Below are 14,072 nucleotides of genomic sequence, written 5' to 3' on the forward strand. Positions count from 1 at the left end.
AACTAACCCCGATCGAGTTTGAGACAATCAACAACATGGCGCTAGCCGCCTAGAAACTATCAACCCCACGAGTCAACCAAAACGTGGGCAGTCCCAGATGGCGTTGGTTGAAGGTCTGTTTCCCACTCGCGAGCCGTAAAATCATCTGGTGAGCCAGGAAACCTGATTTCGATATCTTCGCCGTCGATGTCCAATCGATGGCCCCACCCCATCAACCCGGGGTCAATCCACAAATCGTTGATGAGATATCTAATTCTGACTTCGAGCTTGGTCATGCTTCAGTCAACCAGCAATGCCCCGATCTTCCTCCTCGGTCCTAACGGTCCTCGCGCTGCGCACGCATACCCTAGCGCACCTCTCGATAACGAAGGATTTCAAGAACAGGTTGATTTGAGAATCGAGGTGTTCGCGGCGAGCGGCTGCTAAGGGGCGTCTTTCTGCGGAAACCGCCGTTCAGACGAAAAGCCGGGCTCAGGGCCTGTCGTTCTCACAAATAGTTCTCGAAACGGTACAGTCAAACCCACACCCCGAATTGAGTTTTGAGAAGAGAACACTCCATGACCACGCACCGCATCGGCTACGCCCGGGTCTCCACCCGGGACCAGAACCTGAGCTTGCAGCTCGACGCCCTGAAGAAGGCCGGATGCGACAAAATCTACGAAGACCAGATCAGCGGCACCAAGAACCAACGTCCCGGGCTCGACCAGGCGCTGGACACCCTGCGTGACGGGGACACCCTGGTGGTTTGGAAGCTAGACCGCCTGGGCCGCAGCGTGAAAGACCTCCTGGACTTCGCCGGCGGCCTGAATGACCGCGGCGTAGGCTTCGCCAGCCTCACCGATGCGATCGATACCACCACGGTCTCCGGGCGCTTCTTCTTCAACGTGATGGCATCCCTGGCCCAGATGGAACGGGAGCTCATGGTCGAACGCACCCAGGCAGGCCTGCAGGCAGCGCGCGAACAAGGAAGAATAGGCGGCCGCAAACGCGTCATGACGGAAGCCAAGATCCGCTCAGCCCGCAAACTCCTCAACCAGGGAACCCCGCCCCGGGAAGTGGCCAACAGCCTCGGAGTCTCCGTGCCGACGCTCTACCGGTGGGTCCCGGCCGCAGGCACTGCTGTGGCTTCAAAGCAGTAGTTCCCGCAGGCTGGTGCAGGCGACTTCTGAAAGCGATGGTTGGTGCAGAGCACTAGTGAGCGGAATGCTGTTCCGTGCACGGCACTTCTGACATTTCCGTTGTCAACAATCGTCTGCACAACCCCGGAATTCCGCGGGAGAGAGTGCAGGCGACTTCTGAAAACAACAGTGGGATTGTCTCGTCCTCGTGTGTTGCAACCCTACGCTTGAAAGATAAGTGAATGTTGCAGACGGCGGACCTTTATCGTGCACCTTTAGGGCAGGTCTTACGGGGGATCGGTGCGCCAGTGATCCTGCGAGCTTCGACTGTTCGCATGGAGGCCCGAGGAGCGTTCCTCATAAGGATCACTGCAGGACCGTCCGCGTTGATCGGTCCCACTGGTATTGCAGCGCTTGGCCCAGTCACGAAGCGATCCCAGTGCCAGAGCTGATCGCCACTTAGGCGGTACGGTCAGATTAGGGACGGAAGGACAACCTCGCGTGGTTCAGATGAGGTTGCGACGATAGAAGGGGGCTAGATGTCGCACGCACGGATAAATCGGTTGCGAAAGATTGGTAATTACCGCGCTTTTCAAGGCTGGACTGACGAGGGTCGCGCGACCGAGTTCGCCCGAGTGAATTTGATCTACGGCACAAACGGCAGCGGAAAGAGCACGCTGGCGAATCTGTTTCGAGCGTGCTCTAGCTCGGCGCTGGAGGTGCAACGTGCCGCCGCAGAGTTCGACGTGGTCATAGACGGAAGCCCGGAAGTAGTTACACAGACAAGTTCTGCGTTTTGGGAACGCGTTCGCGTCTTCAATACAGAATATGTCCGCGAGAACCTACGGTTCGATGATGACGCAGGTCCACGCTCCGATAGCTTACTCACCCTTGGGAAAGTAAATGTTGATGCGGAGGAAAAGCTCCGAGCAGCTGAGACTCGCAAAGCTGAACTAGAACCCTTATCGCGGGAAGCCCGGTCGAAGGCGGACTCGCTGCACAAAGCTCTTCAACAGCGTCTTACCGAAGTGGCAGGGCAAGTTGTAGAGGACCTGCGAGCGTCGCCTGTCGCTACATATCGGGCGACCAACTCCTATACACGCACCAATGTGCGTGCCCTGCTCACAAATGATCGTGCGCTCTTTGATGGCGCATCTGAGGACATTGCTGCTGACCGCGCGATGGCGACATCGGCCGCAAAAGAGGCTTATACAAGGCTCAATCGCTCACACCTACCGAGTGTGGCAGAACTGCGCGATACCGCCATCGAGCTACTTCAAACTGACGTGACATCCCGACCGCTTTCTGCCCTCGCGGACAGTCCCAATCGCGCTGCCTGGGTGCAGCGAGGAGTAGATCTTCACGTCGAAATTGAAACGTGTCTCTTCTGCGACAACACCATTTCGGACGAGAGAAGGCGAGAGCTGGCCGCACATTTCGATAAGTCACTCACCGATCTGCAGTCGCGCATCGATGCGCAGGTAGCACTGATTGAGGAAAGCTGCGCGACCGCCAACTCAATGGCGAGCAGCGTGCCGCGAGACGCCGATTTATACCCTGACCTCGCAGGAGAACTGCGTCTAGCTCGGTCGGAATTTCGCGATCAGAATGACAAATTCCAAGGTAGTCTCCACCGAATCCTCAAAGCGCTCCGACTGAAGAGAGAGAATCCCTTCTCGGTGACGACAATCGATTTGCCGCCTGTATCGATCCCATCACTCCGACACGTAGAAGAGGTAGTGGGCAAACATGAACACAAGCGGTCTACGCATGCGAGGGAGGCAACCGCGGCGGCTCGCCGCGTCGAGCTGGCACGAGTTCGAGCAGTAGCCGAGGACTATGACGAGCGTGCCGCTGCGGTCCTCGACCAGAATACGAGGGCGGAAGAACTCGCCACCGAGTTGCGTCTGCTCAGCGAACGCATTATCGCGCTAGCTAACCAGGACGCAGATCCTGTGCCTCAAGCCACCGAACTTACCACCGATGTTGCGAGGCTCCTTGGCCGCGCAGATCTGCGGTTCGAGCCGAGTGCTGATGGTAAGCAGTACCGCATCGAGCGGGCGGGGGCGCCGGCGACCCACCTAAGTGAGGGCGAGAGAACTGCTATCGCGCTATTACATTTCCTCGCCAGTGTGCGAAGAGGCGTCGTTCCTGGCGACGAGCCGATCGTCGTGGTCGATGACCCTGTATCGAGCATGGACGACGCAATTCTCTTCGGCGTCTCTTCCTTCCTCTGGGCTTCCTTGATCGAAGATGACTACGCGAGTCAGGTGATCTTGTTGACTCACAACTTCGAACTTTTCCGACAGTGGGTGATGCAACTGGAAAGTGCAGGACGTCATGTTTCGGGTGGGTTCACAATTCACGAGATCCGTATGCGTTATCGCTCCCACCGGTCTGGCACCCCGCGCCGACTCCCACAACTGGATCCTTGGACAACCGACAAGAATCAAAGTCGTCGGCTGCGTTCGCTATACCATTTCCTATTCGCGCGAGTAGCTAAATCGGTCGCTGAGGCGTCACCGGAGCTCGGGCTCGCTGAACGCATGGATCTTCTTGCCTTGGTTCCGAATGCCGCTCGCAAGATGATGGAGGCCTTTCTCAGCTTCAGGTATCCGCAACACATCGGTAACTTTCACGCCGGAATGAAAGCCGCCATGGAGTCGCTGGGTAATCCCGCGGTCCGAACACACGTAGAGAGGTATCTGCACACTTACTCACACAACGAAGAAGGAAATGTCTCGGCCATGCTCGATCCGACCGAGGCATCGGTTGTGCTTCGCTCGCTCTTTCTCCTCATACGGGCCAACGATCCGCAGCACCTGTCGGCGATGTGTCAAGCCCTAGAAATTGATGAGCACTCATTGTTTGCAATCTCAGGCTAGTCAAGGTCTCATCAAGAGCTGGTAGATCGACTAGACCACTGCGTTGGGATGGTGTGAACGTAGTGGATCGTCTAGTGGGAATCGTCCCGTCGGGCCCTGCCGCGTTGTACCCGCCCGAGAAAGTGTCCGCTGGAGGATCCTGCATACGGGACGTTGCGCTGGAGCTACTAGGTCCCGCCAACCATCTTCAAAAAGCCCGCCACCCTGCTGAAAAGTCACAATTCCGGTGCGCTGGGACTGTTGCGTTGGGGTGTACCCCAACGCAACACCAAGATTGTCTATCCCTTGTGCGGATAACATCTGTTCGGTGACAACCCCCCAAACGCCTGAACGCGGCTCCAGCACCGGTCAGCAGCTTTTCATCGGCATCTTCATCGCAGTCGTGACCATCCCTGTCGCCGCTTATGTATCCCACTATCTGGAGTACAACTACTTCGCCGAGGGTGCTCCCACCAAGCTCACCCGTGAGCAGCAAGACTCAATACTTCGTCTCGGCGTCGTGATTTGGGTGGCTTTGACCGCTTTGGGCATCTCATTCTTCGTCAAGCCGATACGGAATCGAGTGTGGGTTGCGTTTCCTAGGTGGATTTGGAGGGAGCCGCTGCACTTGTTCGGCCTGCGAGGTTCAACGCCGGCCGGCCGGACACGCTTGGTCGCGCAGGGTAGACAAGAAGCACTTGCTGAAGCGAATGCACAGCGCAATCACTTCCATGAGGAAGGCAGAAAGGCGAGCCTCGAGGAGGTTGAGCAGGCTCGTGCAGCTCTCATCCAGCAGGGAAGAGATGAGAGCTTGGCAGAGGTTGAATCGGCACGTGACGCTCTAGTCGAGTCTGGGCGTACCGAGGTGCGCGAAGAGGTAAGGCGGGCGCGGGCAGCAGTACAGAAGCCAGCTTTCGAGATAAAGCGCGCGGATTGGCTGGGCTCGGATGGTGAGGACTTCTTCTACATCAGGAACTACGGAGCTTCCGTAGCGAGGAATGTCCGGCTTGTGGCGCACGAATATTGGACGCCTGGTAATCCAGTAGGACTTTCGGACACGTTCGGCAATGATCCGTTGGTGCGCGGCGGGGTAGGCAAGTCATTTGAGGGCGTGCTCGACGACAAAGCCTTGAAAGAGGGGAACACGTTCAAGGTTGAGTATGTCGATTTGAACGGCGATCTGCAGCACGAATTCGTGAAGCTGGATGCTGTGAAACTGGCGCGCACGGACAGTCTAGGGAAACCGCTGCGCTGACTGATGGTGTATGTCGGCTGTGTGGTTTACCGTCCTTCCGAAGCTTCGCACCGCTGATCGAACAGGGACCAGCCACGCTTGAGCAAGCGGAATGAAGCAACGAAAGGTTCAGCGATAGCCTCGAGTGACCCTGCCGCGGTACCCGCGGTTAGTGGTTCACCTTTCTGAGTCGGCCCAAGCGTCGCGCGGAGGGTCATAGACCACGTCAGCGCATGGGCGTCTCCGCTCATCTGTCTCCATAACAGCATCACGCTGTTCTGCTTGTCCGGCTCACCCACGAACACGAAGTTGGCTGCGTAAGGGATGACGTCATCGGAGATGTTCGGGCCTCGAGGCTGACCACCAGCTTTGATCGCCGTTGCCCTTCGGCCGTCTAGCCAGACCATCTGCTCATGGGTCTTCCTGCGGTCATCATCGGACAGATCCGGCATGTTCAGACATTCGAGGTGGAACTGTCGAAGGCGCTTGTATGCCTCCACAATGACCGTCAATCCTCGCTCTCGTCGGACGCCGGGTTCATCCGGACCCAGGATGTAGACCGCCTGGGCGGAGGCCAGCAGGGCGCCTCGAAGTGTTGTGAAATGTGCGGTGGGATACAGCTCTCCGGCTTTGACAGCTGTCCACGCTAGTCGCAGGTGCTCCCCGGCGGAGATAAGAGACAGTCGTGCCTCATCACTGATGAGGTGAACGAACACCTTGTTATCAGCGTCCAGCTCACTGCCTAACTGCGGTGGCTCAATCCGCTGCGCTCGGAGCCGCCAACTATCTAGCTGGGGAGCGTAGGACTCCAGGTGCTTGAAATACGCATCGTGTCGACGTCGCGCTAATCCATCTTTCACCCGACACCTCAGCAATCAGCTGGGGTCCGTTGTTGCGGACCGATCCGAGGGATGGTGAATACACTCATGCTTTGGCGGCCCTCTGCAGTTTGCAGAGGGCGGACCGCGACGAGCCCTATTACCTTGTCCTTTTTGTCGACGGCCACGAGCTGAAATCCGTCCCCGGTTCGTCCGAGCATCTCACGGTATGTGGCGAGCACATCAGCTTGTGAACCAAGCGCCTCGCGCTCGTTCTCCTTCTCGAAGGGGAATGAAGCGTAGGCCAGGTTGATGACGTCCTTTGCATGCCTGGTTGCTGTTGCGCGGATCTCGTAGGAGGGCTTCATCGATGATGCTTCATTCGCCTTGGCGCGGCTGATTCTCTACGCGAGTATGTTCCTCGTCAGCCTGTGGGGTCGACGATGTCTTACGGGTTGCGGATCGGCGCCGACCGGCTGCACTGTTCTCTAGTCCGAGCTTCTTGAGTTCGTCTGCGCTCCATCCGTCTTTGGTGGCACGCACATAGGCGCGCTTGTCGTCCTTCTCCGCTTCTGCCAGTTGCTCTTTGAGGTCAGCGACTCGTTGCCGCGCCTTGACCAATGCGGTCACGGATTCGATGCGTGAATCCAGGAGAGCACGGGCCTGAGTCTGTGCCTGTTCAATGCTGAGAGTTGCCATACCTTCACCCTAACTTTGTTGCAGCCGAGCTGGCACTATACGGAACACAGCTCTGCTGACTCGTTTACCGGAAGGTCGTGCAGGTGCGCGTTCGCTGGATCATGGAACCAGTTGTCTAGATCGTCTGTCCCGTATCGGACTAGACGGGCGGAGATCCGGTAGTACTGCGGACCCTCGCCTGAGTGCCGCCAGCGTGCCAGCTCGGCGGTGCTGACACCGTATTTACCTTCCACGCTCTTAGGTGAGATGAGAGCCATTGTTGTGTCCTCCTGTTTGTATCCTTGCCACCGTTCCTTTCGGCAACGCCGTCTTCACTTGGCCGCGAAGTGAATTGGCAGGTTGGAGCTGGGGGACCGTGGAATACCGCAGGGAGCGAAGCGGACGAGGATATGCCGCGAAAGCCGCCGGCGGAGACTTGCCAAGAGAAGGGCGGACAGTACCTTCACCAGCCGAAACGGAACGGCGCAGCCGGTCAATAGAACGCATGCGCGAAGCGCTCCAAGAAGCATGAACACCCCAAACCCGCATACATCGCCGGTTGAAAGGAAAAGGCGACCGTGGCGGAGCAAGCTGGTAACTTAGGTGCCCTAAGCTCGGAACCGCCTCGACTTGTCTGGTCGAGTCCGGCACACTGGCAGTGTGGTCCCCGGATGAACCGGGTTCGCTGCGCTGGCATTGAAGGACGGGGGACGGATGAGCGAGAGCAACGGTGTTGCCGGTTGGAAGTCGCGCCGTCGTCGTGCCAACGTCGAGGGCGGCAGGATGCACCGCCACGTCATCAAGGTCACCCCGGAGGAAGAAGCCCGGCTGGTTCAGATCGCGGAGAAGCACCGCGTTACCGTTGCCCGGTTGTTAGTGGAGTCTGCTTTGAGTGAGGGAGGGGAAACCCCGTCCGAGCGGCGCGATCAGTTCATGGAGCTTTCCAATCTGGCCCGGCTTGTTGGCACCGTGGCGAACAACATCAACCAGGTTGCACGGCACGCCAATAGCACCAGTGAGATTCCGGCAGACGCGGCAGCGTCGATCACGCATGCCAAGAGTGTCATTTATCGGGTGGATCGTTTGCTGGCGGCCATGGCGGGGCGGTAGAGCTGTGATTCCGAACATCACCCAGGGTGATCGCATGAGCGGACTCATGGTTTATTTTGCGGGTCCGGGTCGTGCCAATGAGCACGAAGAGCCGCACCTTGTAGCCGGGGATGCCGCGCTCATGGCTTGGTATGACGACAACGAACTCAACCGCGATTCAGCTCTTGATATTGCTAACAGCCTTGACCGGGCGAAGCAGTTTTACGGCACGGAGGTTGACGGCGGGCACGTGTTCCATTGCTCGCTGAGTCTGAGCGCTGAGGAAGGTAAGCTCACCGATCAGCAGTGGGGAGACATCACCAACGACTACATGAACGCTATGGGGTTCACTGAGGCCAGCGGCAAAGCTCCCGCACGGTGGGCGGCGGTCCGTCACGGTGCCAGCAAGAACGGCAATGACCACGTTCACATTGTGGCCTCGATGGTCAGAGACGATGGAACAAAGTGGAACGCCTGGAAATCTAAGTACAAGTCCCAACAGGTCTGTCGTGAGCTGGAGAAGAAGTACGGGCTCAACGAGCTGGGGTCGGTCCGGGCTGAGCGTGGTTTCACCCCCGCCGAGCAGGAGAAGGCGCGACGCCAGGGCAAACCCGAAGTCGAGCGGCACAGTGTCGCACGGACTGTCCGAAGCTGCGCTACAGCATCCGTGAGCGAGGCCGAGTTTGTGCGTCGAGCACGCCAGGAAGGCTTATTGGTTAGGCCACGTTTCGCGGCAGGCCGCTCCGACGTAGTGACCGGCTACTCAGTTGCCGAACGCCCAGCCAAGGGAGAGCGCGCCGTTTGGTACGGCGGTAACTCCATGGGCCGGGATTTGAGTTTGCCGAAGCTACGCGAAGGGTGGGAGAGCACGCCGGAGAATGCCACCGAAGCGGTCAATGAGTGGACTGCCGCCGCACGCAATAAGCGAGTCGTAGCACCGGGCCGAGAGAGGGAAACCCCGAGCGCCGAACTGTGGGAAAAGCACGCCAACGAAGTTGGAGCGCTACGCGAGAAACTGGCATCCACCCCGTACACCGACCATGCTGCGTGGGCCAGTGCTGCGCGGGAAACCTCAGCAGCGTTTGGTGCCTGGTCACGGCGGATCGAGAAGACGCCGGGGCCGTTGGCCGAGGCCTCACGAGAGCTAGCGAAGTCAGCCCAGTTGCGCCGCTACCCGCCGACGAAGCCGAAGGCCGGCGCGGTGTCAGCCAGGGGAGCCAGCATGATCCTGCTGGCCGCGACTTCCAAGAGCGACCGCGCGGCGTATGCGCTGATGTTCCGCCAGCTCGCGGCTACCGCTAAAGCCATTCACGATATGCACAAAGCCACCGCAGACCTTAACCGGGTGAGGGGCTTGTCAAGGTCAGTGATCGCCGCGACGAAGGTCGTCGAAGGCAGCGCAGCAGCGCAGACCGTGAAGCCGGAACGTATGACCATCGAGAAGTTGCGCGAACAGCATCCCGGACTCGATGAGGAAACCCTGAGAGCACGTTTGGTTGCTGGACGTGCCCGCGAAGGCGCACCGATACCGGCGACACTCACAGGCGGACAGAAGCCAACCGGGCGTGCAGTACCAGCACGCGGGCCAGAACGAGATAGTCAACGAGGGATTGAGAGATAGGGGATAGCTCATGAGCGAGTCGGACGGAATTGATGAAGCAGTAGAAGGCGGTTTCCGTGCTGGCCTTATGGCAGCGGCACGGATCGGAGAGCAGCTAGCGAGGATGCGTGAGGAACAACTGCGCAGCATCCAGCAGGCAGAAGAAGCACGGGCCCGAGAGCTTCAGGAACGGTTCAACGCCTCCCAGGCAGCAGCTCGCGCCCAGCTCGACCCGGTAAGCCGGGACGAGTGGTGGGATAAGGCCACCCCCGAGATGATCAAACGCGCCCATGAGACAGCAGAAGCATGGAAAGGCTACGACCCAGTTGCCGCCGAGCACGCAGAGAGAATCCGCGATCAGGTGCAGCAACGCTACGGAATCGACGTTGACGCCCCCGGAGCCTCCGAACAGGACATTTCCGCAGCCTTCACCCGAGCCCAAGCGGCACGTCAGCAGGCCGAGACCGAACGCTCCAACGCTGCCGCAGCTCGCGGCGACGAAGTGATCGCCGGCGCCACCATAGCCGGGGCAAACCGGGAGGACCAGGCGCGGGCGAACAACACGGCAGAGCCAGCCTATGACTCCCCGGAGAGGCGTCAGCAGCTCGAAAAGAGACTAGAGGATCATCCCGACCGGGAAGCCGTCAAAGCTCGCCTCATGGCCGACAAGCACCAAGGAACACCCCCGAGCGCAGCAGTGAGCTCTAAACCGAACCTGGGCAAGACCTCCAAGATGAAAAGCTCGACCCGAGGACGCTCCATCGAACAGGGAGCGCGAGAACGCTGACCAGGACATGAACACAAGCAAAAGGGGAGGCCCTGCCGGCAACGGCGGGGCCTCCCCTTTCTGGTAGTGGATCTACGACGGGTACAGAGATTGCTCAGGGTCAACGTGAGGCAGCGAAGCCATTTCCGGGCGTGGAGCGTGGCCGTCATAGGTGCACTTTTTCAAAGGCCCGTTGGGTGCCATGAGAACCCTCATATGAGGATCAGCGTGGTTCAACCACCAAACTACCCGACCATCCGATGAGCCTCCCAGACTATGGAAACGGGGAGTGGCAGCGAAGGATGAAGCAATGTACGTACACTCGGGAGGAGGTCCGGACCGACAACCGGTATCGGATGCGCCGCCGACGTCCCGTGCCGGGAGTAGCAGCCTGGGCTGCTACTTCCGCAAGCGCCGAGCGATGGAACGGCTGGCCCTCCTGCCCCCGGTTAACCCCCGTGGGGTGGCGCGAGGGGTGAGTGCGGGCTGAACTGAAGTCTCATCCGATCCGGCTCTCAGCGGTTATGGGCTTTTGCCATTTGGCTAGTGTGAAACGTCCCGGTTTTGGTCGCCGATATGGCCGGGGGCGTTGGCGTCCAACACGCGCTCAACGAACGCACCGTATTCCTCCATATAGTGGCGCAGGAAAGTGGCCGTGGACTCGTCCCTGACTTCACCGTCGTCCCCGAACACATCGGCGTCGAATTTTACGTACGCCTCCGGTGCGTTCAGCTGAGGTGCATCGAGGAAGCTCAGTACAGAGCGCATGGAGGATTGCATTACGGCTGTACCGATGTTGCCTGGGGAAGCACCGATGATGCCTGTCGGTTTCCGGGCAAATGAATTGGCACCCCATGGACGGGATCCCCAGTCGATTGCGTTCTTCAGCGCTCCGGGAATCGACCGGTTGTACTCGGGAGAGATAAATAGGATGCCGTCGGAGGCCTCGATGGCCTCCTTCAGCGCCCTACCTTCGGCGGGGAAATCGGCATCGAAATCGTAGTTGTAAAGCGGGAGGTCCCTGATTGGAATCTCGGTAAACTCAAGTTCCTCTGGGGCCAGTTTGATGAGCGCCTTGGATAGTGTGCGGTTGATGGAGCCGCTGGCCAGGCTGCCGACGAAATACCCGATTTTGTATGTTTTTTCTGGCACTACCTCAATCCTTTCTAGCGTCGGCAGGATACGCCGGCTGTTATTTAGGCGGGATTCGCGGTCCCTAGCCCAGTTCAGCACAGTTCAATCCATTCCGACAGGGCACCCAGGGATCCTTCGCTAGGGACCGCGCCCCGGCCACACGAGGGCTGGCTTACGCCCCGCGAATCAGAAGGCGCCCTTGCGTTCGCAGGTCTGCACGTTCTGGTTCACGCTCTTGGCCTGATTACGGTAGTGGCCCAGCTGCCGGGCAGGCTATGTGCGCCGAAACCGGGGATGTGGCTGGTGTCAGGGCAGGTGGTCCATGGCTTCACAGGGGCTGGATCCGGGTTGTGAGCGGTGGACGTCCATGGCCAGGCGTGCGATTAGTGTAGCCAGGGTGTCTGCTTCGGGTTCCTTGAGCCCGGAGAGCAGTTCTGATTCGGCGGTGGCCACCCGCTCTTCATATTGGGCAAGGATTTCGCGGCCGTTGTCGGTGGCCACGATTTTGCGTGCCCTGCGGTCCGAGGGCGCCGGGACGCGTTCGACGACGCCGGCGTCTACGAGGGCGTCCAGCAGGTAGGTCAGGACCGTCCGATCGATCGCCAGATGGGCACCGAGGGCCTGTTGGTTGGGCGGGTCACGGTGAAGGACAGTAGAGAGTATTTGGTAACCGCGGATTCCTGCGGGCATGCCTTCCACGGCCTCTTCAAAGAGGAACTGGTAACCGCGTAACACCATGCCTAAATGCCAGCCGAAGTCTCCGGGCGCTGCGGCAGAGGGGCCGGTCTGGAGGGTTTGCAGGCTCTCACTCATACCCCTATGCTACCGCAAACTGCGTACTTGCACAGATCTTCTTCAGAATATATAGTCTGTTGAGCAACATAGTTTGAGGGGTTTGGAGTTGCCATGGGGCCTCGACTCGAAGCTCTCCCGGCCGCCGCCGACCCCTACCCATTAAGGAGCCACCGCATGAGCGTGCAGCCAGAGAGCATCACAACTGTAGGGATTCTCGGTGCTGGGCGTGTCGGTACTGCCGTCGCACGCCAGGCCCTCAAAGCCGGGTATGAGGTGAGGATCGCCACCGCCAAGCCCGCACAGGAGATTTCCCTGCTCGTGGACATCATCACCCCGGGTGCGGCCGCCGTGGACGCCGCCGAGGCTGCGGCATCGGATCTGGTGGTGGTCGCTGTTCCGCTGCACAAGTACCGCACCCTCTCTCCGCAGTTGCTGGCCGGGCGGACAGTTATTGACGCGATGAACTACTGGGCACCCACCGATGGGGAGGTGGACGACTTCGAAAACGACCCCCGGACCAGCAGTGAAATCATCCAGGACTTCCTTCCCGGAGCCAGGCTGGTCAAGACGCTGAACCACATCGGATACCACGAACTTGAAGAAGACGACAAAGCGCCCGGCCGTCCCGGCCGCCGTGCCCTAGCCCTGGCCGGGGACCACGACGATGCCAAAGCCGCCGTCGCGGGCTTCCTCAACAGGCTCGGCTATGACGCCGTCGACGCGGGATCCCTGGTGGCGGGACGAGCCTTCCAGCCCGGAACCGAGGTCTTCAACGGATCCCATACCTCCCACCAACTTCAAAACCTGCTGGCCGCAGCATGCGCTCGGGTCGGCGTCTAACCCAATCGGCAGGCCACACCAGCCTTAACGAAAACTCAGGTAACACCATGGAAATCGGCGCGTACAGCTTCGGCGACACCCAGCTGAACCCCGACGGGTCCCCACGTTCAACCTCCGAGGCCGTCCGCAACCTCTTCGAGGGTATCGTCCACGCCGACCAGGCCGGACTGGACTATTTCGGTGTCGGGGAACATCACACCACAAGCATGCCCGCCTCATCGCCTGGAGCGCTCATCGCCGCAGCCGCCGCAGCTACCCGGCAGATCAAGCTCGGCAGCGCGGCCAGCATCATCGGCACCGACGACCCGGTGCGGGTCTTCCAGCAATTCGCTACCGCCGACGCGGTCTCCGGCGGCGGGCGGATCGAGATTACCGCCGGCCGTGGATCTTCCGCGGAGACTTTCCCCCTGTTCGGTTACGACATGACCGATTACGATCAGCTCTACGCCGAAAAACTCGACCTGTTGATGACCATCAATCACCACAACAGCGAGTACGTCACCTGGTCCGGTTCTGTCCGCCCCACGCTGGACAAGCTCGCGGTCGTGCCCCGCCCCGTAAACGGTCAGATCCCAATCTGGCTGGCCACCGGCGGGAACGCCGGTTCCTCTGCACGTGCCGGGCAGCTGGGCCTGCCCATCTCCTACGGCATCATCGGTGGCGCCCCGCACCGCTTCGCCCCGCTCGCCCAGCTTTACCGTGCCACCGCAGCGAAGGCAGGCCACGCAGGTGCGAACATCCAGGTCTCCGTCGCCGCCCTCGGTCTGATCGCCCCAACTAAAAAGGAAGCCCTCGAGCGGTTCTACCCCGGCTGGCACAACCTCAACATCGAAATGGGCCGGCTGCGCGGCTGGCCCGCACCCGACAGACGGGCTTACCTCGCCCAAGCCGAAGCGCCCGGCGCGTACTACATCGGCGACCCCGACGAAGTCGCCGAACGCATCGTCCACCTGCACGGCTACATGGGTCACATGCGCCACTTCCTGCAAACAGACATCGGCGGTCTGCCCCACGAACACTTCATCGAATCCCTCACCCTGCTGGCCACCGAGGTCAAACCCCGCGTCGAACGGCTTCTCTCAGCCAAATGAGGCCAAATGAGCCGCAACCCGCCACGACTACACACCACGACGAAA

The 14,072-nt window shown here is 59.9% G+C and carries 14 protein-coding genes; 8 read left to right on the top strand and 6 right to left on the bottom strand.

What is annotated here, in order from left to right; genetic code table 11:
- Positions 1-557 precede the first annotated feature (557 nt).
- The 3 genes from BLS52_RS16525 (at position 558) to BLS52_RS16535 (ending at position 5,237) form a co-directional block, all read left to right on the top strand.
- A complete protein-coding gene (locus BLS52_RS16525; protein WP_090588184.1) occupies positions 558-1,139 on the top strand; it encodes a recombinase family protein in 582 nt (193 codons plus the stop codon).
- A gap of 518 nt (positions 1,140-1,657) precedes the next feature.
- A complete protein-coding gene (locus tag BLS52_RS16530; RefSeq protein WP_090588186.1) occupies positions 1,658-4,003 on the top strand; it encodes an AAA family ATPase in 2,346 nt (781 codons plus the stop codon).
- A 307-nt stretch (positions 4,004-4,310) separates the two neighbouring features.
- Positions 4,311-5,237 (top strand): HlyD family secretion protein, encoded by a 927-nt coding sequence (locus tag BLS52_RS16535; RefSeq protein ID WP_090588188.1) that lies wholly within the window; start codon positions 4,311-4,313, stop codon positions 5,235-5,237.
- Positions 5,238-5,263: 26 nt separating this feature from the next.
- Here BLS52_RS16535 and BLS52_RS16540 read toward each other — a convergent pair whose 3' ends face one another.
- The 3 genes from BLS52_RS16540 to BLS52_RS16550 all read right to left on the bottom strand — a co-directional run bounded on the left by BLS52_RS16540 (position 5,264) and on the right by BLS52_RS16550 (position 6,733).
- Positions 5,264-5,932 (bottom strand): hypothetical protein, encoded by a 669-nt coding sequence (locus BLS52_RS16540; protein WP_139186303.1) that lies wholly within the window; start codon positions 5,930-5,932, stop codon positions 5,264-5,266.
- A gap of 152 nt (positions 5,933-6,084) precedes the next feature.
- Positions 6,085-6,402: a hypothetical protein gene (locus BLS52_RS16545; RefSeq protein WP_090588191.1), complete on the bottom strand. Its 318-nt coding sequence runs from the start codon at positions 6,400-6,402 to the stop codon at positions 6,085-6,087.
- Between the two features lie 10 nt (positions 6,403-6,412).
- Positions 6,413-6,733 (bottom strand): hypothetical protein, encoded by a 321-nt coding sequence (locus BLS52_RS16550; protein WP_090588192.1) that lies wholly within the window; start codon positions 6,731-6,733, stop codon positions 6,413-6,415.
- A 693-nt stretch (positions 6,734-7,426) separates the two neighbouring features.
- Between BLS52_RS16550 and BLS52_RS16560 the strand changes: the two genes are divergently transcribed.
- The 3 genes from BLS52_RS16560 to BLS52_RS16570 are packed head-to-tail and all read left to right on the top strand — an operon-like array spanning position 7,427 to position 10,188.
- Positions 7,427-7,822: a plasmid mobilization protein gene (locus BLS52_RS16560; protein ID WP_090588196.1), complete on the top strand. Its 396-nt coding sequence runs from the start codon at positions 7,427-7,429 to the stop codon at positions 7,820-7,822.
- A gap of 34 nt (positions 7,823-7,856) precedes the next feature.
- Positions 7,857-9,422 carry a relaxase/mobilization nuclease domain-containing protein gene (locus BLS52_RS16565; RefSeq protein WP_245702915.1) on the top strand — a complete coding sequence of 522 codons (1,566 nt, stop codon included), beginning with the start codon at positions 7,857-7,859 and terminating at the stop codon, positions 9,420-9,422.
- A gap of 10 nt (positions 9,423-9,432) precedes the next feature.
- The gene (locus tag BLS52_RS16570) at positions 9,433-10,188 is read left to right on the top strand and encodes a hypothetical protein (RefSeq protein ID WP_090588198.1); all 756 of its coding nucleotides are present in this window, start codon (positions 9,433-9,435) and stop codon (positions 10,186-10,188) included.
- A 72-nt stretch (positions 10,189-10,260) separates the two neighbouring features.
- On the opposite strand, the gene BLS52_RS19160 is transcribed toward BLS52_RS16570, so the two are convergent.
- The 3 genes from BLS52_RS19160 to BLS52_RS16585 form a co-directional block, all read right to left on the bottom strand.
- Positions 10,261-10,557, bottom strand: a complete 297-nt coding sequence (locus BLS52_RS19160) for a DUF4913 domain-containing protein (protein ID WP_425425046.1) — start codon at positions 10,555-10,557, stop codon at positions 10,261-10,263.
- Positions 10,558-10,710: 153 nt separating this feature from the next.
- Positions 10,711-11,319, bottom strand: coding sequence for an NADPH-dependent FMN reductase (locus tag BLS52_RS16580; protein ID WP_090588201.1), 609 nt, complete (start codon positions 11,317-11,319; stop codon positions 10,711-10,713).
- A 288-nt stretch (positions 11,320-11,607) separates the two neighbouring features.
- Complete coding sequence (locus BLS52_RS16585; protein WP_090588203.1) at positions 11,608-12,114, bottom strand: MarR family winged helix-turn-helix transcriptional regulator; 507 nt, start codon at positions 12,112-12,114, stop codon at positions 11,608-11,610.
- A 156-nt stretch (positions 12,115-12,270) separates the two neighbouring features.
- Between BLS52_RS16585 and BLS52_RS16590 the strand changes: the two genes are divergently transcribed.
- Entirely contained in the window at positions 12,271-12,936 is a 666-nt protein-coding gene (locus BLS52_RS16590; RefSeq protein WP_090588204.1) for an NADPH-dependent F420 reductase, read from the top strand.
- 47 nt (positions 12,937-12,983) lie between these two features.
- Entirely contained in the window at positions 12,984-14,027 is a 1,044-nt protein-coding gene (locus BLS52_RS16595) for an LLM class flavin-dependent oxidoreductase (protein WP_090588206.1), read from the top strand.
- Positions 14,028-14,072: the final 45 nt, after the last annotated feature.

Origin of the sequence: Arthrobacter subterraneus (genome assembly GCF_900099735.1) — a bacterium.
GTDB lineage: Bacteria > Actinomycetota > Actinomycetes > Actinomycetales > Micrococcaceae > Arthrobacter_D > Arthrobacter_D subterraneus.

Bases quoted from the DNA above. Each gene is read 5' to 3' on its own strand.
- BLS52_RS16525 (WP_090588184.1), top strand. From the start codon at position 558: ATGACCACGCACCGCATCGGCTACGCCCGGGTCTCCACCCGGGACCAG.
- BLS52_RS16565 (WP_245702915.1), top strand. From the start codon at position 7,857: ATGAGCGGACTCATGGTTTATTTTGCGGGTCCGGGTCGTGCCAATGAG.
- BLS52_RS16590 (WP_090588204.1), top strand. From the start codon at position 12,271: ATGAGCGTGCAGCCAGAGAGCATCACAACTGTAGGGATTCTCGGTGCT.
- BLS52_RS16550 (WP_090588192.1), bottom strand. From the start codon at position 6,733: ATGGCAACTCTCAGCATTGAACAGGCACAGACTCAGGCCCGTGCTCTC.
- BLS52_RS16560 (WP_090588196.1), top strand. From the start codon at position 7,427: ATGAGCGAGAGCAACGGTGTTGCCGGTTGGAAGTCGCGCCGTCGTCGT.
- BLS52_RS16570 (WP_090588198.1), top strand. From the start codon at position 9,433: ATGAGCGAGTCGGACGGAATTGATGAAGCAGTAGAAGGCGGTTTCCGT.
- BLS52_RS16595 (WP_090588206.1), top strand. From the start codon at position 12,984: ATGGAAATCGGCGCGTACAGCTTCGGCGACACCCAGCTGAACCCCGAC.
- BLS52_RS16530 (WP_090588186.1), top strand. From the start codon at position 1,658: ATGTCGCACGCACGGATAAATCGGTTGCGAAAGATTGGTAATTACCGC.
- BLS52_RS16585 (WP_090588203.1), bottom strand. From the start codon at position 12,114: ATGAGTGAGAGCCTGCAAACCCTCCAGACCGGCCCCTCTGCCGCAGCG.
- BLS52_RS16545 (WP_090588191.1), bottom strand. From the start codon at position 6,402: ATGAAGCCCTCCTACGAGATCCGCGCAACAGCAACCAGGCATGCAAAG.